Below are 23,096 nucleotides of genomic sequence, written 5' to 3'. Positions count from 1 at the left end.
GAGCCGACAGAACGGTAACTCCGGCCAGCCATGGCAATCGCCCGGAAGTTACCGATTGGATCTAATGATACTGCGTGGTTGAAATTGCTGCAAGAGCCCAATATACAATGAGCTACTCACACCAAGCATAAGAAGGACGCGGATGCATCAGTCGGTGCTGACGCGCTGCGTCACAACCGCTAAAGCATCTGGCGAACAGCCAACTTGAAAGAACGAGGGTGGGCGAATGGAAATACAATCGTCAACTAAGCCCCCCCCCGCCAACCTTCGTTTGGCCGGCAAGCGTTCTGCCTTCCAGGCCCTTTGGGGAAATCGACATTTGATTCGCCGCCTTGCAGGCCGTGAACTGCAATCCCGCTATCGCGGTAACATTCTCGGGATCGCATGGGCAGTCCTCGTGCCCCTTGGAATGGTGCTAATGTATTCCCTTGTGTTCGGCTCAATCTTCAAAGCGCGCTGGTCTGGCATCGGAGGCAGCTCGGAGAGCATGACTGCTTTCTTCCTAGCAGGCGTGATCGTGCACCAGTTCCTTGGCGAAAGCGTGTCCCGAGCCCCGTCGCTGGTGCTCGATAACAAGAATTACGTGACGCGCGTTGTTTTCCCCCTTGAGGTGCTTCCGGTCGTAACGGTGACTGTTGCGCTTGTAGGAGCGTCTATTGCTCTTGTTCTCCTCGCATTTCTTACGGCATTAACATCAGGTATTCCACCGATTACCGTGCTTCTGTCACCGCTGGCGTTGCTCGGAATGATTCCAATGCTCCTTGGTCTGACGTGGATCCTTGCCGCAATAGGAGTGTTCGTGCGCGATCTTAGTCAGATCCTTCCGATCGCCCTCAGCGTGCTTTTCTTTCTTGCGCCAGTTCTTTACCCTAGATCGTCCGTTCCCGAACCGTTTGGATCCTTCGTCGTCTTCAACCCGATTACCATTCCGATAGAGACGATGCGCGCTCTCGTATTTGGGCATCCGTTTCCATGGGAGTCAGCCGCGATCTATCTCGCGGTTTCTTTAGTAATTTGTTGGTTGGGCTTGGCGCTATTCTCACGTCTCCGCAGAGCGTTTGCTGATGTCCTCTGATCCTATCATCAGCGTACGCGGCGTGGGAAAATGCTACAACCTCTACGAAAAACCGAGCGACCGCCTGAAGCAAATGATGGTGAACCGCCTCGCACGCGGTAGTCGTAAGCGATTTTATCGCGAACACTGGGCCTTGCGGCAAGTCAACCTCGATATAAGGTGCGGAGAGACGGTCGGCATCGTTGGTGAGAACGGTTCCGGTAAGTCCACGTTACTACAATTGATCTGTGGTACTCTGACCCCAACTGAGGGAGAATTGCAGGTGAATGGCCGAATTGCGCCACTCCTGCAGCTTGGAGCCGGCTTCAATCCCGAATTTACAGGTCGCGAGAATGTGGCTCTAAACGCAGCAATTCTCGGCCTCAGCGCAGACGAAATTGATGAGCGGTTCGACGCCATCGTCGCCTTTGCCGATATTGGGGAAATGCTTGAGCAGCCCGTGAAGCTCTACTCGAGTGGTATGCACTCCAGGCTCGCTTTCGCGGTCGCTATCAATGTTGATGCCGAGATCCTCATTGTTGACGAGGCGCTCGCCGTGGGTGACGAGGGATTTCAGCGCAAATGTTTCGCTCGCATCGAGGCTATGCGGAGTTCCGGAACCACTATTCTTTTCGTGTCGCATGCGACGGCCACAATTCAAGAACTTTGCGACAGAGCGATATTGCTGGACAAAGGCGAAATCCTTCAGGACGGAACTCCCAATGCGGTGGTCAAAAATTATCAGCGGCTTACATACGCGCCTCACGGGAGGCGAGATGAGGAACGAAATCGAATTAAGTCCGGAACCGTCCATCCGAGCCCTTCTGTCCTGATCGGTGAAAAGAAAGCGATAAGTGAAGATGCGTTTGATCCTTCGCTGGTTCCTCTTACCACAGATGCGTATCCCAGCTTAGGTGCCCACATACGCAACGTTAGAATCCGCAATATGGAAAATGAACAGGTAAATTTGCTGCAACGCTTCTCTCCATACTGGTACGAATATGAGGTGGAGTTTGATCGCCAGATATCCAACGTAAGTTTCGCTATGGTCGTAAAGGCTATCAATGGACTTCGGCTGGGATCGCAAGTTTCATCGTCTTCACCCGACCAGTCGATCAGTGTGATAACCCCCGGCACCACACTGCATGTTAAACTGCCTCTTCAGCTGCCCCTTTCGGCTGGTACCTACTTCGGAAACGCTGGCGTTGTGGGCATCCTGCCAGGTGAAGCTGAACCAGTTATCGTCCACCGAATCGTCGACGCTATAATGTTTAAAGTACTTCCGGTTCCGTCAGATCGGATTCACTTCCATGTCGACGTTACAGGCGGATTGTCGCCTATTATCAGCTATAGTTCGAGGCAACGCACCAATGGTTAGACGCTTCACTCCTAACAATAGGAGGCTCATGTGATTATCTGGCTTGCTTCTTATCCCCGCAGCGGAAATACCGCATTGCGTACTATTCTCTTCAAGGCCTTCGGCGTGCATACCTACTCTCTCTACGACGATAAGAGCGCCATAGGCTCTCGTCCAGCGTTGCGGGCGGCGGTCGGGCATATTAGTCACGGCCTTGACCAGGAGGAGTTTTATGCACGGGCGACGAGCGACGAAAAGCTCTATTTTGTCAAGACTCATGATGCTCCGCGAGACAAAGCGAAAGCAATGTACGTGGTCAGAGACGGTCGCGCCTCCGCGGTTTCGTATTTCCACTACCTCAAAAACTTTGCGCGCCAACATAACGCGCACCCATCATTGACGGACGTGATGCGAGGCCGCTGTCCTTATGGTTCTTGGAGCGAACACTTCGAGGCTTGGGCGCCGACACAACGGCCAGATACTTTGCTCATCAATTACAGCGACATCGTTGCCGCTCCAGGACAGGTCGTGGCTTCCGTCGCGAAATTTACAGGGCTTGATGTTGTCTCTCAAGACATCCCTTCGTTCGAAGAGTTGCGGAAGGCGGACGCGGAATTTTTTCGTTCAGGTAGTGACAAGAACAATATCGCGGAAATGCAGGCGACTGAGGCCGCCCTTTTTTGGTCCTTACATGGCGACTTGATGAAAAGGCTTGGTTATGTGGATGTCTCCCCTGCCCCGCTCTAAGCGCACTGGCTGCGTTGCCGCCTTCTAAAAGCTTGATACATTCCTAGAAAGCATAAGCATGGGCTCTGCTTCTCCAACCGTATCTTTCCTGCTCGGTCTTCCCCGATCAGGTACAACACTGCTGGCCCATCTGCTTCAGCAACATGCGGACTTGCTTGCTCCGCCAGAGCCCTGGCTGATGCTGGCGCTCGAAAGGTTCGGCACCGTCGATCGGCGTCATCCGGCCGACGCGTTCCTTGTCCATAGCGCCACCGAAGATTTTTTTGCTCGGATCGATCGCGCGGCTGCCTTCCGCGCTCTAGGCGATGCGGCTTACGGCCAATATCTCGCGGCAGCCGGAAAGTGTTGCTTCATCGACAAGACGCCACGCTATTGGATGATTCTTGATTTTCTCAAATTGCTTTATCCGGACGCGCCCCGAGTTATTTTGTTTCGCAACCCTTACGCTATTGCAGCTTCACTGAAGCGGACGTGGGCTGTACCAGTCACCCCGAGCGACAGCGCTCCGGCGTACGCACCGTATCTGGCTGACCTCATTCTCGGTTTGCCCATACTTGCCGCGCGGCGTGACGATCCCAGGACGCAAGTAGTCTATTACGAAGAGCTTGTGGCAGATCCTCTCAGGGAGGTTCGATGTGTGGTCTCTGCCCTTGGCTACGATCCCGCAGGAATCACATCGACGACACTGGGATCGACGGACTACCTGCGATCCGCCAAGTTCGGCGACAGAAAGATCTTATCGACAAACACCGTCGATAGACACCCGATCGACGAATGGAAGGCGCAACTAACTGTCGAGGAGATGCAGGCGGTCACCGACATGGTCGGTACTGAGCTGCTCTTCAAGCTCGGCTATGAACGCGAATATGAAGAGGTTTGCAGAGCTGGCGTGATCGATAGAGGCGAAGCCGTAACGCAAAGGCACCGGGAGGTATTTCAAACTTGGTGGGATCTGCGGAGCAATCTAAAAATTGCAGAAACGACCTCGATATCGGCTGATGTGAACGATCAATATGATCCGACGCCGCGGGTTAAGGCACAGGGCCTGTCGTCGACCTCCCTGTCAATCAAGGAAGAAGCGCAACTTCTCATAGAGTCCGACAAGGAGCAGGCCTTGCGTCTAGCGAACGCAGAACTTGAGCAGAGGCTTGCTACCTCTGAGGCAGATCGCGCCGCGCGGCTCGATGTCATTTACCAACGAGATTCTCTGATAACGGAACTTCAGAATGAGATGAAACGGCTGGAGCAAGTGCTTGCGACTTCGGATGCCGATAGAACCGCACGGCTGCAGGTCATCAACGAACGCGACGCTGTGATCACCCGCCTCCGGGGCGAGGTCCGGCAACTCGAGCAGGAAGTCGGGAGCTCAGAGACCGAGCGACGGGCCGGCGAGAACGTGATCAATGAGCAAGAGGTAACCATCGCAGCGCTTAAGAGGGAAGTCCAACGACTCGGCGAGGTGCTCGCACGTTCGGAAGCAGATAGGGCACAACAGCTTGGCCTTCTTCGCGAGCGCGAAATCGAGAATTTGAAATTGAAAGGCGACGTCGTGCGCCTTGAGCAGGTATGTTCGACCTTGGACGGCGATCGAACAGGACTATCAGCCGCCATTCACGATAGAGACACAATGATTACTGCGCTCAAGGCTGAAATTGCGCAAGAACAGACTGCGCGCGCGGAATCGATCACGACCCAGGCAACGATAGTTGGATCCCGTTGGTGGCGGCTGGGGCGACGTTTCAATGTCGCCCCATCGATTGAAATACCTGCCCAAAAGCTCAGAATGTTTCGGAGTGAGACCCCAGAGGTGCTGGCTTATCACGCCGCCTCAACGGCACGTGCGTTAGAAAAGATCTCGGCCCGGGGGTTGAATATCTCCACCGTGATCGACGTCGGCGCATCAAATGGAATGTGGTCTGCGGTTGCCCGGCAATTTTATCCGACCGCCAGTTATTTTCTTATCGAAGCACAGAAGGTCCACGAGACCGACTTGATCAATTATTGTCGCGTTACCCCCAAGACTCAATATATCCTTGCGGCGGCCGGCGACAGTGTCGGTGAGATCTACTTCGATGATAGCGCACCGTTCGGCGGAGTAGCGAGCCATAAGCTAACGGAGTCCGCTCGCACAGTTCTTCCCGTCACGACGATCGACCACGAAGTTTCTAGGCGACAACTGGACGGCCCGTTTCTCGTTAAGCTAGACACTCACGGCTTCGAAGTCCCTATTCTCCAAGGCGCAGCCGAAACGCTTAAACAGGCAAATCTCGTCGTAATAGAAGTCTACAATTTCAAAATCACAGACCAGAGTCTCCTATTCGACGAGATGTGCGCATTTATGAGAACACTAGGCTTTGGCGTGATCGATATTTCTGAGCCGTTGTGGCGTCAGCGAGATAACTCTCTTTGGCAATTCGACCTCTTCTTTATTCCCCTCAGTCGCGTCGAATTCACCACCCGAACCTATACCTGATGGTAACCGAAATATGAGACCCACAGAGTTGCCTAAGATTTCGATCGTGACGCCGTCCTTCAATCAAGGACGTTTTATCGAATCGAATATTCTGTCGATCCAAGGTCAGAAATATCCGACGCTCGAACATATCATCATAGACGGCGGTTCGACGGATGAAACCATGCCCACCTTAGAAAGATATAAAGAGCTACTTGCGTCGATTGTAAGCGAGAAGGATGACGGACAATATCACGCTATCAATAAGGGGTTTGCGTTGGCCACAGGGGAGGTGATGGCCTGGCTCAATTCAGATGACGTCTACATTCCCGGTGCATTGCATGTCGTAGGTGAAATATTTCGAAAGTTTCCTCAGATCAAATGGCTCACAACGCGTTTGCCCCTAGCCATCGAAGAGGACGGCACGCCAATCAAAGCAACACCAGTATATGGCTTCACGCGTACTGGATTTCTGAACGGTGAGAATCTCCCCGGCCTTGGCTGGCCTGCTACCTGCTATATCCAACAGGAATCAACCTTCTGGCGACGTAGTCTCTGGGAGCAGGCAGGCGGACGCCTCGACACTAACTATCGGTTGGCGGGTGACTTCGATCTTTGGGCTAGATTTTTTGAGTACACGGAGCTTTACTCGGTAGATGTCCCGATTGGATGCTTCCGACGGCACGCCGATCAGCGAACCTCGACATCATTTGCAAATTATCTCGAGGAAGCAAAGGCGATTTTTGCTAGAGCAGGGGGACGTGCGCGCGCCGGCGTTATCCAGAATGCTCGAATCTGGCTGCGACAATCAGCGCCGCCGAAGTTGCGCAATTGGGCCATCGGCCGCAGCCTCTTACATCCGGCGCCGACTGTGACTTATGATTGGGGTACGCGAGCGTGGGTTATCGCTGCATGTTAACACCGCTTCGCACACGGACTGAGTAAAGGCCGTGAAGGTCGCAATTCAAAATTCCTGGCCCAACTTAACCTTTTCAGCAGAACGCGAATTCATTGCGCGTGTGAAGCTGGCCGGCGATCGCCTCGGATGGTCGATTGTGGAGGTAGTGTCTTCCGATGACATAATCGCAGCAGCGCCAGACTTTGTAATCGTGACCCACGAATTTTCGCCGAAGCTCACTCAATATCCCACGCTCGGCGTTATCTGGAGTCCCACGGCATTCTTTTCGCCCGATCCGGATCGCATTCGCAATATCCTAAGCTACGACGGATATCTCGTAGCAAATGCTTCACTTCGCGATTATCTTGCCGATCTACTGCTTGCGCACGGGAAAGATGCCCCCATCAGCCGCTTCGATTTTCTTCCCTCGGCACTATCGACCGCCTCTGAGTCGGACCAACCAAGCACGCGTGGCTCTCGATCCCTCTTTTACGCCGGGGTTCACTGGGACGGCCACAGACACGGTGATCTGTTTGCTGCCCTAAAGGGCCGCATTCCGATGCGGATACATGGTGACCCGCAAAGGTGGCAGCATGCAGACGAAGCATTTGCCGGGCCTCTGCCGTTTGATGGAAAATCCGTCGTCGATGCCATCCGCTATTGTGGTATTGCGTTGACGCTTCACGGTAGCGCACATCGTGCGGAGAATATACCTTCGATGCGTCTTTTTGAGGCAGTCTCTGCCGGTGCAATAGTCATCAGTGACCGCCTTGGATTCGCAGAGAAGGAATTTGGTGACGCGCTCCTATACGTGGATGCCGATCAAAGCGCGGAGATTGTGAGCCAGCAGGTCATCAATCATGTTTGTTGGATCAACGCCAATCCTGAAGTGGCACAGACAATGGCGGACCGCGGTCGCGCGATCTTCAATAGAAATTTCGCCCTCGAGAATATTCTCATTCGATTGCCTCCCTTCGTGAACGAAGTACGGAGATCGATGGGGCTGTGCCCGGAATTGGACGACAGCGTTGATATCATCATTCGCATCGGCTCTCGGCCACTTTCGATGGTTCAACGTGCGGTCGGGTCCCTCGCCGCCCAAACGCATCGCAATATTAGCCTACTTATCGTAGTTTTCCGTCCCATCGACGGTCTCGCCGATCTTCTTGCCAGATACAAAGGGCGCTTTAAGAGCATCAAAATCCTGGATGCTCCGGACGACGGCGTGCGAAGCACCCCCCTATGGATCGGGCTCAACGCGGCTTCAGCAGTTTTCGTCGGCAACTTAGACGACGATGACGTGTTACATCCCAATCATGTCGCCTCTCTCGTTCAGACATTGCGCCAACCCAAGGCAAAGGCCGCGCCGCTGGCCTACGCAGGAACGATCCAGGTCCAGGAGGACGATGGGCATTGGTTCGACCAGATCAATTTTCGCGGAGATCGAGGTCAGATCGTTGAGGAACGCCGTCGCTTACGCTTCCTGGAGGCCTTTGACTCCCGGAAAATGTTGCGGTTCGAGAACTTCATTCAATCCAATGCCTGGCTTGCCCGCCGTTCGGCACTAACATCCGAGACCTTACAAGACCCCCAGTTGATCGTAGCGGAGGACGTATATCTCTATCTGACGCTAATGCTGAAAGGACCATTCGTCGCCTCTTGGCAGCCCACCGCAGAGTGGAATTGGCGCTCAACCGCGCGTGACAACGTGATGTTTTCACCGGAACTCTGGGGAAAGGTTTGGGAGCATCTTCATCGGAAGCTCGCCGCAGCTGGAGTGCCCTTGTCATCCGACATTGAGCCGCAGAGCCCTGCCAACGAGACCAGCAAGCATGTGAAAGCGATCTTACGGGGCAGTTGGAAGCTGCTCGCTCAGCCTGAAATGCTGCTTCCCCGCCTACGCTTTGGGTTCGGGCTGCTTCGGCATGCAGGGCCAAGAGAACTCGTTTATTATATTCTTCGGTTTGGCAGACGCCATTAGCTCAGAAGTTCTTCAGTTTCTCCTTGAGCGTGCCATCCGCTTTGCCCAATTCAAACTTATGGAAGGCTGTTCGTATGACGACCGTTGATTTCGAATACAAGTATGAGCACATGAACCGGGGATGGCCGGAAGCAAAAAGCGTTGCCAGATTGCGCAAGATTTTCGATGACAACCTTCACGTCTACAAGCGAACCTTGGAGGCGATCGCGCCCCTGGAAGAGCACTTCGACAAAATTGCCTTGGAGGGCGACGCCGCTGAGCTAACGCCGTTTTGGAACAATATTTGGCTACCACCGCTCGATGCTATCGCGCTCGCTGGCCTCGTTGCGCTTCATCGCCCCAAGACTTATTTAGAAGTCGGTTCAGGCAACTCCACCAAGTTTGTACGCTGGATAATAGATACACTGAATTTGCAAACACGGATCGTTTCTATCGATCCATTTCCAAGGGCCGAAATCGACGCGATTTGCGATGTCACAATTCGTTCGCCTCTGGAGCTCGCAGACCAAAGCGTTTTTTTCAACTTGGCGCCCAACGATATCGTTTTCATGGACAACAGTCATCGATCCTTTCCGTCATCAGATGTGACTGCATTCTTCATGGAGATTTTGCCGAATCTGCCACACGACGTCATTTTTGGCATGCATGACATTTTTCTTCCGTTCGACTATCCGTTGGAGTGGAAAGATCGGTTCTACAATGAACAATATCTACTTGCCGCCTATCTCTATGGCGGGGCCGACCAGAGCAAACACATAATCGGAACGCAGTACATGGCCAGATTGCATCGCGATGTCGTTCAGCGCAGTTTTCCGCGCTTGGCGCAGAAAGGTCTATCGTTGGGCGGCGGGATCTTCTTTATGAAGAGATTTGTCCCGTCATGGACGAATAAATTCAGCTTCTTAAGGCGCACAGGCCGATAAGAAGACTATTTTATTGATAGCTTGACGTTAGAGGCAACTATCCGTCCCGATACAAGCGCCCCATTAGATATTCTATCACCCGTTGGGCGAGCGCCTCGGGCTCGGTGCTTCCAGCGGCCAATTGAAGCTCAGCCGCCTCGGGTGGCTCATAGGCCTGACTAACGCCGGTGAAATTTGGGATCTCGCCGGCCAGCGCCCGGAGATAAAGTCCCTTTGAATCGCGCGAAATGCAGGTTTCCAGCGGAGTATCGACGAAGATCTCAATGAACGCGCCTCCGCCGACCAACTCGCGCACCATCTGCCGCTCAGCTCGGAACGGGGAGATAAATGAACACAGCACCACTAGCCCGGCATCCATCATCAACTTGGCGACTTCGCCGACTCGCCTTATGTTTTCAACACGATCGGGTTTACTGAATCCTAGATCCTTGTTCAGTCCTAGTCTGACGTTGTCCCCGTCGAGCATGGTCGTGTGAACGCCACGAGCATGCAACTGTGCTTCGACCAAGTTGGCGATAGTCGATTTGCCTGCCCCGGAGAGCCCGGTGAACCAAAGCACCAGCGGGTTGTGTCCCATAAGCTGCGAGCGTTCTGCCCTCGTCACTAATAGACGTTGGCTGCGAATAGTGTCAGCCCTCCACAGCGCAAAGTCAATCATGCCCACAGCGAGCGTTTCGTTCGTGAAACGATCAATTAGGAGAAATGATCCAGTGTCGCGATTTTCGCGATAAGGGTCGAACGAGACGCGGCGGGCCAATGAGAGATGGCACACCCCGATATCATTGATCGCCAGCGTCTTCGAGGCGACCTTGGACAATGTGTCTACGTCGATACGGTGCTTAAGTGTGGTCGCTACCGCCGCCACCGTACCATGATTGATCTTCATTAGATATGAGCGGCCAGGTAGAAGGCTCTCTTCAGACATCCACACAACATGCGCAGCAATTTGATCTCCCAACTGGGACGGCCGGCCCGACTCAACCAGCATGTCGCCGCGCGCAACATCGACCTCGTCTGATAATCTCAGCGTGACGGAATCACCCACCGTGGCGGCTATGTGATCGCCTGCCGGACCAAGAATTTGCTTGACCTTGCTGGTTGCACCTGACGGAAGCACCGTCACGTTATCACCAACGCGTATGCAACCGCTCGCAATGGTTCCGGCGAAGCCCCGAAAATCGGCGTTAGGACGGCTGACCAGCTGCACAGACATGCGGAATGGTCGGTCGGCCGTCGCGTCTTCCACCTCGATCTCTTCGAGATAGGGCAGGAGTGCCGGCCCGTGATACCAGTCCGTGCGGCTGCTGGGTATTGAAATATTGTCACCATCTCTCGCCGAGACTGGAATCGCTAGCAGTGAGCGAAACCCGAGATCAACGGCAAAGCTGTGAAATTCTTCGGCGATCTGCGCAAATTTGCTTTGCTCGAATGCTACGAGATCCATTTTGTTGACGGCCAGCACTACATGCCGAATGCCGAGCAGGCTCGCTATGATCGCGTGACGCCGGGTCTGGCCAAGCAGGCCCATTCGGGCGTCAACGAGAAGTACTGCTAGGTCCGCGTTAGAAGCACCGGTCGCCATGTTACGAGTGTACTGCTGGTGCCCTGGTGCGTCAGCAACGATGAAGGAGCGGCGTTTTGTCGAGAAATAGCGGTATGCCACATCGATGGTGATCCCCTGCTCGCGCTCGGCCTCAAGCCCGTCCAAAAGCAGAGAGAAATCTATCGCGCCGGTGGCGCTATGCTTTTTAGAGTCGCGCTCGAGCGCCGCGAGATGGTCCTGGAGCACAAGATTATTTTCGTAAAGCAGCCTGCCGATGAGTGTAGACTTTCCGTCATCCACGGAACCACAAGTCAAAAAGCGCAACGGCAAACGAGCCTCGGCATCGGACAATGACGCTTGCTCGGCGTTCGCGGCTCCCAGTCGGCGCTTCTCCATCAAAAGTAGCCCTCCCGCTTCTTCTTCTCCATAGAGCCACTGTCATCATGATCTATGACGCGCCCTTGACGCTCAGACAAACTGGAAGACTGAATCTCGCCGATAATATCGTCGATGGTGCTAGCATCAGAGGGGATCGCTGCTGTGAGCGGGTAACAGCCCAACGTACGAAAGCGCACCTGCTTAATCTGGGGCGTCTCGTTCGGTAGAAGCGGTAAGCGCGCGTCGTCTACCATGATCAGGGATTCATCCCGTGTCACAACGGGACGGAGTTTGGCAAAGTAAAGCGGCACTATAGGAATTTGTTCTGCGCGAATATACCGCCATACGTCGAGCTCAGTCCAATTGGAAAGTGGAAACACCCGGATCGTTTGGCCATTGTCTAGGCGCGTGTTAAAAAGGCGCCGGAATTCGGGCCGTTGATTACGCGGGTCCCATTCGTGGCTGGCGGAACGTAACGAAAAGATGCGCTCCTTAGCGCGGCTTTTTTCCTCGTCACGACGAGCGCCACCAAGCGCTGCATCAAAGCGCCACTTCTCAAGTGCCTGACGCAATGCCTCCGTTTTCATTATGTGAGTATGCAGGAAAGATCCGCTCGTGATCGGGGAGACTCCGCGCGCTCTTCCGTCTTCATTCGTGTAAACAAGCAGCTCGACGTCAGAGGCCACTGCGAGTTCGTCGCGGAATCTAATCATCTCGCGAAACTTCCAGCCGGTATCGACATGGAGAAGCGGGAAGGGAAGCTTGGCCGGAGCGAATGCCTTGCGAGCGAGATGGAGCATCACACTCGAATCTTTACCTATCGAATATAGCAAAACCGGTCTTCGCAATTCGGCAACTGTTTCGCGAAAGATATGGATTGCCTCCGCTTCCAAGCGGCGCAGGTGAAGTTGATCGTGGCGCCAATTCATGGTCGGTCCAAACTTTGTACACCCTTCTTCTATGATGCGATATCCAGCGCCGCAAGCCGACGTTTGGGAAGAGTGAATGCCGTGCGCCGGCGATCTGGCTCGGTTGCCATCCGTTCTCTCGGCCGCTAAACTACTACAATTGACTTCGGGACGGTTTCCGTGATCGGATTAACTGTTGGGACGCAAAGACGTGATATTCGGAACCAAAGGCTCTTTTTTCGAGAGTTCGGAGGATGCCGCCCCTGCAGCAAAGGTTACCGTAGTTGTGCCGTCCTTCAATCAGGGCGGTTATTTGGAGGCCGCTCTGTCCTCAATCGCCGCCCAGGATGTTCCAACGGAAATCATTGTAATGGACGGCGGCTCAACCGACAATTCACTTGCCATCCTGAGAAAGTGGAGCCATCGACTAGCACATTGGCAGAGTTGTACCGATGATGGACAGGCTGCAGCAATCAATGATGGCGTGTCCCGCGGCTCGGCCCCGTATGTCTGTTGGCTCAACAGCGACGACATGCTGGAATGCGGCGGCCTTCGCTTGCTAGTTGAGGCCCTAGAAGCAAACCCCCTTGCACCAGCTGCCTACGGAAACGTCCTCAATCTCGCGTCAAGTGGCGCACATCGCAAGGTATGGGTCCAATCATTCAGCGAGCGCAAATTGTCGATACGCTGCATAATTTCTCAGCCGGGCACGCTGATCCGACGCGCCTCATGGGAAGCAGTTGGTGGAGTCGATGCGAAGCTGTCGTTTGCGATGGATTACGACTTATGGTGGCGCCTCTACCGCAGTTTCGGGCCCCTTGTTCACGTGCCGCAAGTGACGGCAATCAATCGCATGCATTCGCAGACCAAGACGCGCAATAACCGCGTCGCGCATTATGCGGAAGCCATCGCCGTCGTTCGCCGCCATTACAACCACGTGCCGATGAAGTGGTGGCTGGCACAGCCCTATTCTGTTTGGTGGAAGGCGTTCACCGCGGCCATTGGAAACCTGAATCGGAACTGAATCTACGCTTTGTCGTTGGCTCGACGCTTGCTGAGGACCTCTTGGTACAGAGTGAGATATTTGGAGACCATTATTTCTGACGTGAACAACGCCTGGTAGCGCAGCCTCGCATTCTGCCCCATACGCTGAGCTTGTGCTGGATGCTCGACAAGGTAATTCATCGCCCGCCGCAAAGCATGTGGATCCGAGGGCGGGACGACTAATCCGGTCTCGCCCCCGATATTGACGTAGGTCGTTCCGGTACCGATCTCACTTGAGATCATCGGCTTCCCGAACATCGCTCCTTCGAGGAGTGTAATCCCGAATGCTTCTGATCTAAGATGTGAGGGAAACACGACTGCCAAGCACAAGATAAGAAGTGCGACTTTGTCTTCTTCTGAAATTTCGCCCAGAAACAGTACATTCGAAAGATTAAGTTGCTTGGCCTGTTCTCGTAGTTCTCGTTCCGTTGGACCGGCTCCCACGATGACGATGAAAAGCTGAGTGTCCTTGGCTGCCTCCAAAAGAATGTGCAGGCCCTTATAGTACCGCAACATTCCGACAAACAGGAAAAACTGGTCGCCTAAGCTCGATCGCCAGCGGTTGATTGTAGCATCAGACGCCTTAGGATAGAGCGTGTAGTCAAGCCCGATTGGGATGACGGTAGTTTTTGGCGCAAATTGCTGCAAGACTTTACTGGTCGCAAGATAGTTCGGCGACGTCGCAACGATGCGATCAACCGCTGACAAAAAGCGGAATTGCAAGGGCCGATAGACCTTGAGAGCATATCGCTGACGAACAACGTCGGAGTGATAGGTTACAATCGACGGCTTAGATGCGCGTGCTGCAAAATGGACGACATCCATAAACGGCCAAGGAAAGTGATAATGGACGATATCGGCTTGACGGGCGAGCTCATTGAATTTTTTGAAAGCCGGGATCGAAAAACCTGTGGAAGCCAGTTCGAACGTTAAGCGTACTGGATGGATTGTGTGATTTCCGAATGTTTGGGGCTGCGACGGTAAGCTACGGCTCAGAAAAAGAACATCGACGTCGTGCCCCTCCCTCGCGGTGCCCTCGGCGAGCTGGTAGATAAACGATTGAGTTCCTCCCCACGAATCCGGCATATACGTTTTGAAGAAATGAAGTATTCTCATTCAGCAATTCGCACCACGTTATAGGTAACAATCAGGCGTGGTGTTGGCGAGGCACCAGCTGTCTCACCCAAACGCGTGCCCCAATCGAAACTCTTTACACCAAAGCCGCTCCAGAGTGCTATGAACGTTCGTCGAATTATCCAATGACGTGCTCGTTGCACAGACGATACCCGCCCAACCCTAGGTTAATGTATGTTGCCTTCGCCTGCAACGCCTGGGTAGAGATTGGAGCGACATAAAGATACTTTAACGTGCAATCTGGCCCCTTAGAACGGAACTTCTCGTAGGGTAAAGGTTCCGCACGTCGCATTGGCGGCGTACTGCTCTGAATTTACTCCCTCCGAATCTCACGTGCATAGACGATATCGGCGCGATCGCTGAGACTGAGCTCCTAGAGCATATGAAACCAGCGGTCAGGACGCCGATGCCGCGATTGGTGAAATAGTGAAGGGCATCCTGAATGTCGTCACCAGATCGACGCCTGTGAATGGCTCGTCGAACAGCGTTTACTTCGCCGCGTCGCCAGTGCGCGCGATCTCGCCGTCAGCGCTTCGCATGACTCGAGTGTGGGGTGGCGCTGGTTTCGGCGAACGAGAGCTGCCGCTCCGTGGCTGAACGGGTTAGATTTGTCATTTCGTCAGTTGTTAGCAGTCGTAGCACTCGATTGCATCGGGCGACATGAGCGATCTTGCGCCGCATCGTGCCTTCGTTGTCGAGCCGATAGCTCAGATTACTTCCATCTGAGGCACGAAGCCGGCGTGGATTTGCTCTAATTAGGCTTCGCTCGCCCAGCTAAACTGACCTTGCAATAATCAAAGTATCGAGTACCATGCTTACCTTCGAGCACGCGCCCACACCCGCAAAAGAGCACTTCCGCTTTGGCTAGCGGAATCTCCTTCGGCACAATTTGATAGACCGCTCCGCATGAACAGCGAAAGCGCAAAGAGTCTTCGTCATTTTCCGCTCTGTTCATGAGCAAGACCTATCCACCATTTGATGCCAAACGTGCAGTTTGTTACGGTCTCGCGTCAATCCCTCAACATTGTCGGTGATCGCGCTCCCTAGCTTCTCAGCGTCGCCAGCTGTTTGCTTAAAGATCGGCTTAGTTGAGCGGGATGCCAAGCTCTGCAAAGTCGACTGCCCTAAACGACAAACTCGCGCCCAAAGGACATAAGGCGTTTGCTTGCTCCCGTTTCGCTTTCACTTCCCCGTCCAGACCGGCCTCCGTTTCTCGCTGAACGCCTTCAGCCCCTCCTTGGCGTCCTCGGTCATCGCAAGCAACGCGATCTGGCTTTCGGTGTAGGCGATGCTCTCATCGAACGACATCGCGGCGATGGCGCGCATGGCGTATTTGCCGCGGCGGATGGCGGTCGGGGATTTGTCGACGATTCGGCCGATCAGCCAGTCGACCTTGGCATCAAGCTCGGCCGTGGGCACGACATAGTTGAGCAGGCCCGCATCCTTTGCGGCCTTTGCGTCGAACGGCTCGCCGGTGAGCGCCCATTCGTTGACGAGGCGCCGCGGCGCGATCTCCTGCAATAGGCTCAGCACCTGCATCGGAAACACGCCGACCTTCACCTCGGGCAGGCCGAAGATGACATGATCGGCGGCAACCGCCATGTCGGTCATGCACAACAGGCCAATGCCGCCGGCCATGCAGACGCCACTGAGGCGCGCAATCGCGGGCTTGGTCGCATTCTGCGACAGACGGAGCAGATCGGCATAATCGACATTCGGCCTGGAATGATCCATCGCGAAGGCCGCGCCGGAATTCTGCAAATCCGCGCCGGCGCAGAACGCCTTGTCGCCCGCACCGGTTAGCACGATGACGCGGACATCTTTGTCGTCATGCGCATCGCGATAGCCGCGTGCGATGCCGGCGATCACGTCGCCGTTCAGCGCGTTGCGCTTCTCGGGCCGATTGATGGTGATCCAGAACGCCTGTCCGCGCTTCTCTGTGATGACGGCTGTGGTGTCGGTCATGACGCTCGATCCTTGCTTGTCTGCCGCCATTTGGGGCAGCTCCGGCGCGAGGTGCAAGGGCAATCTGTCGCGCGGCGCCGCTTTAGCGCCTCGACGCAAATCTGCAGCTCAAGCCGCAGTCGCTTTCCGGATCCAGACCTTGTTGTCGTGGAACGCCGCACCGCCGATCGGGGCGATGGTGTCCGCACCAGTCAGCATGTTGATGCCGCGGCCGCCGATATGATTCTTATTCGGATGCACGGATTCTGCGATCAGCACGCCGCGCCGCACGCCTTCGAACAGCGCGGCGATCAGCGTGGTCTCGCCCCTGATATTGCCGAGCGTCACGGCATCACCGTCGGCGATGTCGAGCGCGGCGGCATCCAGCGGATGGATCATCACGCTCGCCTTGCCCTCACGCGCCTGCGAGGACGGGGTCTCGTTGAAGGTGGTGTTGAGGAAGCTGCGCGACGGACTGGTCGCCAGCCGGAACGGATGCGCCTGATCGCTGTGCTCGATCACGGCCCAATGGTCCGGCAGCGAGGGCATCTTGTCGAAATCGCCCATGGTCTGGCCGAACGGCGGATGCGCCCAGTCGGCCTTGAAGTGGAATTTCTTGTCGGAATGGGCGAAGCCATCGAGATAATGCGAGGTGCGGAAATCCGGCTGCAGATCGCGCCAGATGTCCGCCTCGAGGCCGGCGATGTCGCCGTGGTCGCTGAGCTTGAGCGTCGTGTCGATCAATTCGCGCGGCGTCATCTCGAAGCCGGGATGCGTCGCGCCAAGCCGCTGCGCCAGCGCCTGCAGTACCTGATGGTTGGAGCGGCATTCGCCGGGCGGGTCGATCAGCTTGGGCCCGACGGAAATGTGCTGGTGTCCGCCGCCGTAATAGAGATCATCATGCTCCATGAACATCGTCGCTGGCAGCACGATGTCGGCCATCAATGCCGTCTCGGTCATGAACTGCTCATGCACTGCAACGAACAGGTCCTCGCGCGCAAAGCCCTGCCGCACCAGCGCCTGCTCCGGCGCCACCGTCATCGGGTTGGTATTCTGGATCAGCATCGCCTTGACCGGACCCTTGCCCAGCAGAGCCTCGGCATCGCCGGTGAGGATGCGACCGATCTGCGATTGGTCGAGCGCACGGACCGTCTTGTCGAGCGCATCATGGCCTTCGATGACGGATTCGTTGAAGTGCCACAGCGCATAATTGTTGAAGAAGGCGCCGCCGCCCTCATACTGCCAGGCGCCCGTCACCGCGGGAATGCAGTTCGCGGCATGCATCTGCGCCGCGCCGTTGCGCGAACGGGTGAAGCCGTAGCCGAGCCGGAAGAAGGTCCGCTTGGTCTCGCCCACGGCCTTGGCGAACGCCTCGATCTCCGCCACCGGCACGCCGCAAATTGCCGAGGCCCATTCGGGGGTGCGCGACTGCAGATGCGCTTCGAGTTCATTGGGACAATCGGTGTACTTGTCCATATAGGCGCGGTCGGCATAGCCGTCGCGAAACAGCACATGCATCACGCCGCAGGCGAACGCGCCGTCGGTGCCGGGACGCAGCAGGATCTTGATGTCGGCCTGCTTCATGGTCTCGTTGTCGTAGATGTCGACCGCCGCGATCCTCGCGCCGCGCTCCTTCCGCGCGCGCGCGGCGTGCGTCATCACGTTGACCTGGGTGTTGACGGGATTAGTGCCCCAGATCACCACGAGATCGGATAGCGCCATTTCGCGTGGATCGACGCCGGCGATCTTGCCGGTGCCGATCGCAAAGCCGATACGCCCGACATTGGCGCAGATGGTCTGGTAGAACCGCGAATATTTTTTGACGTGCGTGAGGCGGTTGAGACCGTCGCGCATCACCAGACCCATCGTCCCGGCGTAGTAGTAGGGCCAGATCGACTCCGCGCCGAACTCACGCTCTGCCTGGTTGAAGCGAACGGCGATCTCGTCGAGCGCCTCGTCCCACGAGATCCGCGCGAACTGGCCGGAGCCCTTGGGTCCGCTCCGGCGCAACGGATACATCACCCTTTCCGGATGATGGATGCGCTCGGCATAGCGGGCGACCTTGGCGCAGACCACGCCGGCCGTATAGGTCTGCTTCTTCGAACCGCGCACACGGCCGATGCTGCGGCCCTCGACCACCTCGACATCGAGCGCGCAGGCCGACGGGCAATCATGCGGACAGGTGGAGTGGCGGATCTCGATTTTGGCGCGCTGGTTCATGGCCAATTTCGTAACACCAAAATACCTGTCCGCCGAGGGCATTTATCCGGCATTGCCCATGCAAAATGCTCAAACCGAGCGCGCACCCTGTTCCTTCCGCGACCGCGAAATGCCCCGCCGCCACACCGAAACGAGCCCGATATTCCTGATCAAATCGACTTAGTGGGGCGTCGACAGTCCGCGCCCGCTGCCGCTACACTACCATCAAACAAAAACGAGCTCAGGGAGGTGGGTGTGACGGCCCGACGATCGATGCTGGCGCTGGCCGCCGGCCTGCTCAGCGCATTCTCCGCAAGCCCCTCCCCGGCGCAAGATTATCCTGCGCACGCGGTCCGCATCGTTGTGCCGTTCGGCGCGGGCGGGCCGGCCGATGTCGCGGCCCGGTTGATCGGCCAGGCGCTGCAGGAGCGCTTTGGCCAGCCCTTCGTGGTGGAGAACCGCACCGGTGCGGGCGGCGTCATCGGCACGGTCGAGGCGGCGAAGTCGCCGGCGGACGGCTACACCTTGCTGATGATGTCGAACACGCAGACCGCAAATGAATCGCTGCTGACACCGGAACAGCGAAAATACGATCTGATGCGCGACCTCACGCCGATCGCCCCGGTGAACTATTCCGATCTCGTCATCGTCGTGAACCCGCAAGTTCCCGTGAAGACATTGCAGGAGTTCATCGCGCTCGCCAAAGCGCAACCGGGCAAGCTCAACTACGCTTCCTCGGGCCAAGGCACGCCGTATCACATGGCCGGCGAGCTGTTCAAAGCCATGGCGGGAATCGACCTCGTCCACGTCCCCTACCGCAACAGCGGTGAGGCGCGCAGCGGCGTGATCGGGGGGCAGGTGCAGATGATGATCGACGCGGTGCCGGCGATGGCGCCGAACATCGGGGAGAACCAGGTCCGCGCGCTCGCGACCACGGGCCAGCAGCGCTCGGCGGTACTGCCGAAGGTGCCGACCGCCGGTGAAGCCGGCGTTCCCGGCTACGAAGCGACGATCTGGCTCGGTCTGATGGCCCCGGCGGGCACACCGAAGGCCGTGATCGACAAGCTCAACGCCGCCGTCAACGCAATGGTGAAGCGGCCGGACATCGTCAAACTCTGGACTGAGCAAGGTGCCGTCCCCATGTCGATGACGCCGGAGGAGTTCGACAAATTCCTGCACGGCGACATCGCGAAATGGGCCGATGTCGTCAAGAAATTCGACAAGTCGTGAGGCCTCATGCCCACCGTCCATTTCCGGCTCAATGGCACGACCGCCGACGTGGATGCCGATCCCGATCAGACGCTGCTCGACGTTCTGCGCAGCCGGCTCGGCATCACCAGTCCGCACTTCGGCTGTGGCGCCGGTGAATGCGGGGCTTGCTACGTGATCGTCGGCGACCGCGCGATAACCTCCTGCGACATGCCGATGTGGTCGGTCGCAGATAAAGACGTCGTCACGGTGGAAGGCCTTGGCACCGCTGAGCAGCCGCATCCGCTGCAACGCGCTTTCATCTCCGAGCAGGCGATGCAATGCGGCTATTGCATTTCGGGAATACTGATCAGCGCAGCGGCACTGCTGAAGCGCACTCCGGCGCCGACGGAAGCGGAGGTCAGGACGGCGCTCGACCGCAATCTGTGCCGCTGCGGATCACATAACCGCATCGTCCGCGCCGTGCTGCGGGCGGCATCGGAAATGGCGACGTCATGAGTGCTCCGTCCCCTGCGCCCAAACTCCCGGTCAGCCTGGCGGCGAATCCAAGGCTGTCGTCCTGGGTGAAGTTCACAGGTGAAGGCCGCGTGGAGATCTCGCCCGGCAAGGTCGAGATCGGCCAGGGCATCGTCACGGCGCTGGCGCAGATCGCGGCGGACGAGCTCGACGTCGAGATCGGCCGCATCGAAATGATCCGCGCCTCGACCGCGGCGAGCCCGAACGAGGGCGTCACCTCTGGCAGCCTGTCGATCCAGCAATCCGGCCGCGCGCTGCGCCACGTCTGCGCCGAGCTGCGCCAGCGCTTTCTCGCGGCAGCGTCGGAACGTCTTGGCGTCGAGGCATCCCTGCTCGCGATCGATGACGGCACGATCTCTGGGCCCGGCAATATCAGGACCAGCTATTGGGAGCTGGCGGGTGACGTTTCGCTCGATCGGGAAGCGATGCCGGGCACTTTCGCCAAGTCCGCCGCCACACGCAGCGTCGCCGGCTACTCCATCCAACGCATCGACATTCCGGACAAAGTGTTCGCGCGGCCGCGCTTTATCCAGGATCAAACGCTGCCGGAGCTGGTGCACGGGCGCGTACTGCGACCGGACATCTCGGGCGCCAGACTGATCGCGCTCGACGAGGCGCCCGCGCGCAGCGTTTCGGGGCTCATCGCGATCGTCCGCGACGGCGGCTTTGCCGGCATCGTCGCCGACAGCGAGGCTGCCGCTGAAGCCGCGCTGAAAGTCTTGCGCAAGGGCGCGACATGGTCGGCCGGCGAACCGCTGCCGAATGAAAACGATCTGGCTGGTTTCCTGAGAAGCCAGCCGATCGAGACGACTATCATCGACGCCAGGACCGCTGCCGCGACCAAGGCTACGCGGACACTGCGCCGGCAATACACCCGTCCTTACATCGCGCATGGCTCGATCGCGCCGTCCTGCGCGATGGCACAATGGGATGGTGATCGCGTCCATGTCTGGACGCACAGTCAGGGCGTCTATCTGCTGCGGGCGGATCTCGCGATCGTGCTCAAGCTGCCAGCCGAGAACATCGTCGTCGAGCACATGGAAGGCGCCGGGTGCTACGGACACAATGCGGCCGACGATGTCGCGCTCGATGCCGTGCTGCTGGCGAAAGCCGCCGGCGGCCGTCCGGTTCGGGTGCAGTGGTCGCGCCACGACGAGATGTGCCACGCACCGTTCGGTGCGGCCATGGCCATCGAGATCGAGGCCGACCTCGATGCCGACAACGAGATCGTCGGCTGGCGCCATGCGATCTGGAGCAACGGTCATGCCGCACGGCCGGGCCGCGCGGCGCAGCCCGCATTGCTGGCCGCGAGCGAAATCGCAAGTCCCTACCCGCGCATGATTTCGACGAACCCTCCGGCCGCCAATGGCGGCGGTGGCGATCGCAACTCCGTCCCACTCTACGATTTTCCGGCCTGGACGATCACGAGCCATCGCTTGCTGACCATGCCGGTGCGCACCTCGGCGCTGCGGACGTTGGGCGCACAGGGCAACGTGTTCGCCATAGAATCCCTGCTCGACGAAATCGCGGTCCTGCGCGGCGAAGATCCGATCGCATTTCGCCTCCGGCACCTCCGCGACGAGCGGGCGCGCGAGGTGATTCGCGCCGTCGCGCGACGCGCCGGGTGGAGGCCCATGATGCAATCCGGCATCGGCCACGGCGTCGGCTTTGCCCGCTACAAGAACACCGGCGCCTATTGCGCGGCGATTGCCGAGATCGAAAGCGTCGAGGACATCCGCGTGAAACGGCTCACGCTTGCGGTCGACGTCGGCGAGGCCATCAATCCTGATGGCGTCATCAATCAGATCGAAGGTGGCGCGATCCAGGCGACGAGCTGGGTGCTGAAGGAGCGCGTCCGCTTCGATCGGACTCACATCACCTCGACCTCGTGGACGGACTATCCGATCCTGACCTTCAGCGAGGTCCCGGCCGTGGATGTCGAGATCATCCAGCGGCCGGAGATCGAGCCGGTCGGCGCCGGCGAGGCCGCGCACGGCCCGGTGACGGCAGCCATCGCCAATGCGGTCCATGATAGCCTCGGCGTGCGCGTGCGCGATCTGCCGATCACACGCGACAAGATCATCGCAGCCATGGAGCTTGCAACGTGACGACAGTGACCATTTTGAGCGGCGGTGCGGCGCAAGGGCTGGTGCGCGGTCTCAGCGAGGCCTTCAAGGCACAGACCGGCTTTGATATCGACGGCGCGTTCGGCGCGGTCGGTGTGATGGCGGACAAGCTGCGCGCAGGCGCGCCGGCCGACCTCGTGATACTGACACAGGCCCTCCTTGCAAAGCTTGCCGCGGAAAAGCTTGTCGTCCCTTCCTCAATTGCGGACATCGGCCGGGTGGAAACCGCCCTCGCCGTTCGCAGCCGTGATCCCGGGGTGAACGTGAAGACGGAAGCTGATCTGCGCGAGGTGCTGCGGTCCGCGGACGCCATCTACGTCCCCGACACCAAAGCCTCGACAGCGGGCCAGCACGTCGCGAAAGTGCTGGATCAGCTCGGCATCGCCTATGAGGTCGCCTCGCGTCTGAAGATTTTTCCGAACGGCGCAACTGCGATGCGCGAATTGGCGTCATCCGCCGCGACGCGGCCGATCGGATGTACCCAGGCCACCGAGATCATCGCGACCGACGGCATTGCGCTATCAGGCGCGCTGCCGCCGGGCTACGAGCTGGTGACGATGTACACGGCCGGCGTCGCCACGCAGGCGGCCCATCCGAAGGAAGCGGCGGCGCTGATCGCCCTGCTGGCTGGCGCAGATCACAGGGAGTTGCGCCAGCGCATGGGCTTTGCCGGCTAGATGCAG

Annotated in this window: 18 protein-coding genes; 13 read left to right on the top strand and 5 right to left on the bottom strand. The window is 57.5% G+C overall.

Annotated features, from left to right (window positions below):
• Nucleotides 1-226 precede the first annotated feature (226 nt).
• From XH89_RS11075 to XH89_RS11045, 7 genes are all read left to right on the top strand, one after another.
• The gene (locus tag XH89_RS11075; RefSeq protein ID WP_194467094.1) at nucleotides 227-1,075 is read left to right on the top strand and encodes an ABC transporter permease; all 849 of its coding nucleotides are present in this window, start codon (nucleotides 227-229) and stop codon (nucleotides 1,073-1,075) included.
• Nucleotides 1,065-2,432: an ABC transporter ATP-binding protein gene (locus XH89_RS11070; RefSeq protein ID WP_194467093.1), complete on the top strand. Its 1,368-nt coding sequence runs from the start codon at nucleotides 1,065-1,067 to the stop codon at nucleotides 2,430-2,432. Before XH89_RS11075 ends, XH89_RS11070 begins: the two co-directional genes overlap by 11 nt.
• A 30-nt stretch (nucleotides 2,433-2,462) precedes the next feature.
• Nucleotides 2,463-3,158: a sulfotransferase domain-containing protein gene (locus XH89_RS11065; RefSeq protein ID WP_194467092.1), complete on the top strand. Its 696-nt coding sequence runs from the start codon at nucleotides 2,463-2,465 to the stop codon at nucleotides 3,156-3,158.
• A gap of 58 nt (nucleotides 3,159-3,216) precedes the next feature.
• Nucleotides 3,217-5,631 carry an FkbM family methyltransferase gene (locus XH89_RS11060; RefSeq protein ID WP_194467091.1) on the top strand — a complete coding sequence of 805 codons (2,415 nt, stop codon included), beginning with the start codon at nucleotides 3,217-3,219 and terminating at the stop codon, nucleotides 5,629-5,631.
• A gap of 46 nt (nucleotides 5,632-5,677) precedes the next feature.
• Nucleotides 5,678-6,529, top strand: a complete 852-nt coding sequence (locus XH89_RS11055) for a glycosyltransferase family 2 protein (protein ID WP_194467090.1) — start codon at nucleotides 5,678-5,680, stop codon at nucleotides 6,527-6,529.
• 31 nt (nucleotides 6,530-6,560) lie between these two features.
• Nucleotides 6,561-8,489 (top strand): glycosyltransferase, encoded by a 1,929-nt coding sequence (locus tag XH89_RS11050; RefSeq protein WP_194467089.1) that lies wholly within the window; start codon nucleotides 6,561-6,563, stop codon nucleotides 8,487-8,489.
• A gap of 74 nt (nucleotides 8,490-8,563) precedes the next feature.
• Nucleotides 8,564-9,412 carry a class I SAM-dependent methyltransferase gene (locus tag XH89_RS11045; RefSeq protein WP_194467088.1) on the top strand — a complete coding sequence of 283 codons (849 nt, stop codon included), beginning with the start codon at nucleotides 8,564-8,566 and terminating at the stop codon, nucleotides 9,410-9,412.
• A gap of 37 nt (nucleotides 9,413-9,449) precedes the next feature.
• Here the strand turns inward: XH89_RS11045 and cysN are convergent, their stop codons facing one another.
• Together cysN and cysD are read right to left on the bottom strand one after the other, a co-directional pair.
• Nucleotides 9,450-11,351, bottom strand: coding sequence for a sulfate adenylyltransferase subunit CysN (cysN, locus tag XH89_RS11040; protein ID WP_194467087.1), 1,902 nt, complete (start codon nucleotides 11,349-11,351; stop codon nucleotides 9,450-9,452).
• Nucleotides 11,351-12,262 (bottom strand): sulfate adenylyltransferase subunit CysD, encoded by a 912-nt coding sequence (cysD, locus tag XH89_RS11035; RefSeq protein ID WP_194467086.1) that lies wholly within the window; start codon nucleotides 12,260-12,262, stop codon nucleotides 11,351-11,353. Before cysD ends, cysN begins: the two co-directional genes overlap by 1 nt.
• Nucleotides 12,263-12,437: 175 nt before the next feature.
• Here cysD and XH89_RS11030 point away from each other — a divergent pair, with 175 nt between their 5' ends.
• Nucleotides 12,438-13,265: a glycosyltransferase family 2 protein gene (locus XH89_RS11030; protein ID WP_246767794.1), complete on the top strand. Its 828-nt coding sequence runs from the start codon at nucleotides 12,438-12,440 to the stop codon at nucleotides 13,263-13,265.
• A gap of 2 nt (nucleotides 13,266-13,267) precedes the next feature.
• Here XH89_RS11030 and XH89_RS11025 read toward each other — a convergent pair whose 3' ends face one another.
• From XH89_RS11025 to XH89_RS11015, 3 genes are all read right to left on the bottom strand, one after another.
• The gene (locus tag XH89_RS11025; RefSeq protein WP_194467085.1) at nucleotides 13,268-14,401 is read right to left on the bottom strand and encodes a glycosyltransferase family 4 protein; all 1,134 of its coding nucleotides are present in this window, start codon (nucleotides 14,399-14,401) and stop codon (nucleotides 13,268-13,270) included.
• A gap of 1,200 nt (nucleotides 14,402-15,601) precedes the next feature.
• Nucleotides 15,602-16,384 carry an enoyl-CoA hydratase/isomerase family protein gene (locus tag XH89_RS11020; RefSeq protein WP_194467084.1) on the bottom strand — a complete coding sequence of 261 codons (783 nt, stop codon included), beginning with the start codon at nucleotides 16,382-16,384 and terminating at the stop codon, nucleotides 15,602-15,604.
• Between the two features lie 108 nt (nucleotides 16,385-16,492).
• Entirely contained in the window at nucleotides 16,493-18,583 is a 2,091-nt protein-coding gene (locus XH89_RS11015; protein ID WP_194467083.1) for a molybdopterin oxidoreductase family protein, read from the bottom strand.
• On the opposite strand from XH89_RS11015, the gene XH89_RS11010 reads away from it, so the two are divergent.
• The 5 genes from XH89_RS11010 (at nucleotide 18,582) to XH89_RS10990 (ending at nucleotide 23,090) form a co-directional block, all read left to right on the top strand.
• Nucleotides 18,582-18,746 (top strand): hypothetical protein, encoded by a 165-nt coding sequence (locus XH89_RS11010; protein WP_194467082.1) that lies wholly within the window; start codon nucleotides 18,582-18,584, stop codon nucleotides 18,744-18,746. The two genes, XH89_RS11015 and XH89_RS11010, sit on opposite strands and share 2 nt — an antisense overlap.
• Nucleotides 18,747-18,835: 89 nt before the next feature.
• Complete coding sequence (locus tag XH89_RS11005; protein ID WP_194468443.1) at nucleotides 18,836-19,792, top strand: tripartite tricarboxylate transporter substrate binding protein; 957 nt, start codon at nucleotides 18,836-18,838, stop codon at nucleotides 19,790-19,792.
• Between the two features lie 6 nt (nucleotides 19,793-19,798).
• A complete protein-coding gene (locus tag XH89_RS11000) occupies nucleotides 19,799-20,269 on the top strand; it encodes a (2Fe-2S)-binding protein (protein WP_194467081.1) in 471 nt (156 codons plus the stop codon).
• Nucleotides 20,266-22,395, top strand: a complete 2,130-nt coding sequence (locus XH89_RS10995) for a molybdopterin cofactor-binding domain-containing protein (protein ID WP_194467080.1) — start codon at nucleotides 20,266-20,268, stop codon at nucleotides 22,393-22,395. Before XH89_RS11000 ends, XH89_RS10995 begins: the two co-directional genes overlap by 4 nt.
• A complete protein-coding gene (locus XH89_RS10990) occupies nucleotides 22,392-23,090 on the top strand; it encodes a substrate-binding domain-containing protein (RefSeq protein ID WP_194467079.1) in 699 nt (232 codons plus the stop codon). The genes XH89_RS10995 and XH89_RS10990 overlap by 4 nt, the downstream gene beginning before the upstream one ends.
• The last annotated feature ends 6 nt before the right edge of the window (nucleotides 23,091-23,096 follow it).

The organism is Bradyrhizobium sp. CCBAU 53340 (genome assembly GCF_015291645.1).
Classification (GTDB): domain Bacteria; phylum Pseudomonadota; class Alphaproteobacteria; order Rhizobiales; family Xanthobacteraceae; genus Bradyrhizobium.
Note: the sequence above shows the minus strand (reverse complement) of the source record. Positions and strands in the feature narration are given on the sequence as shown.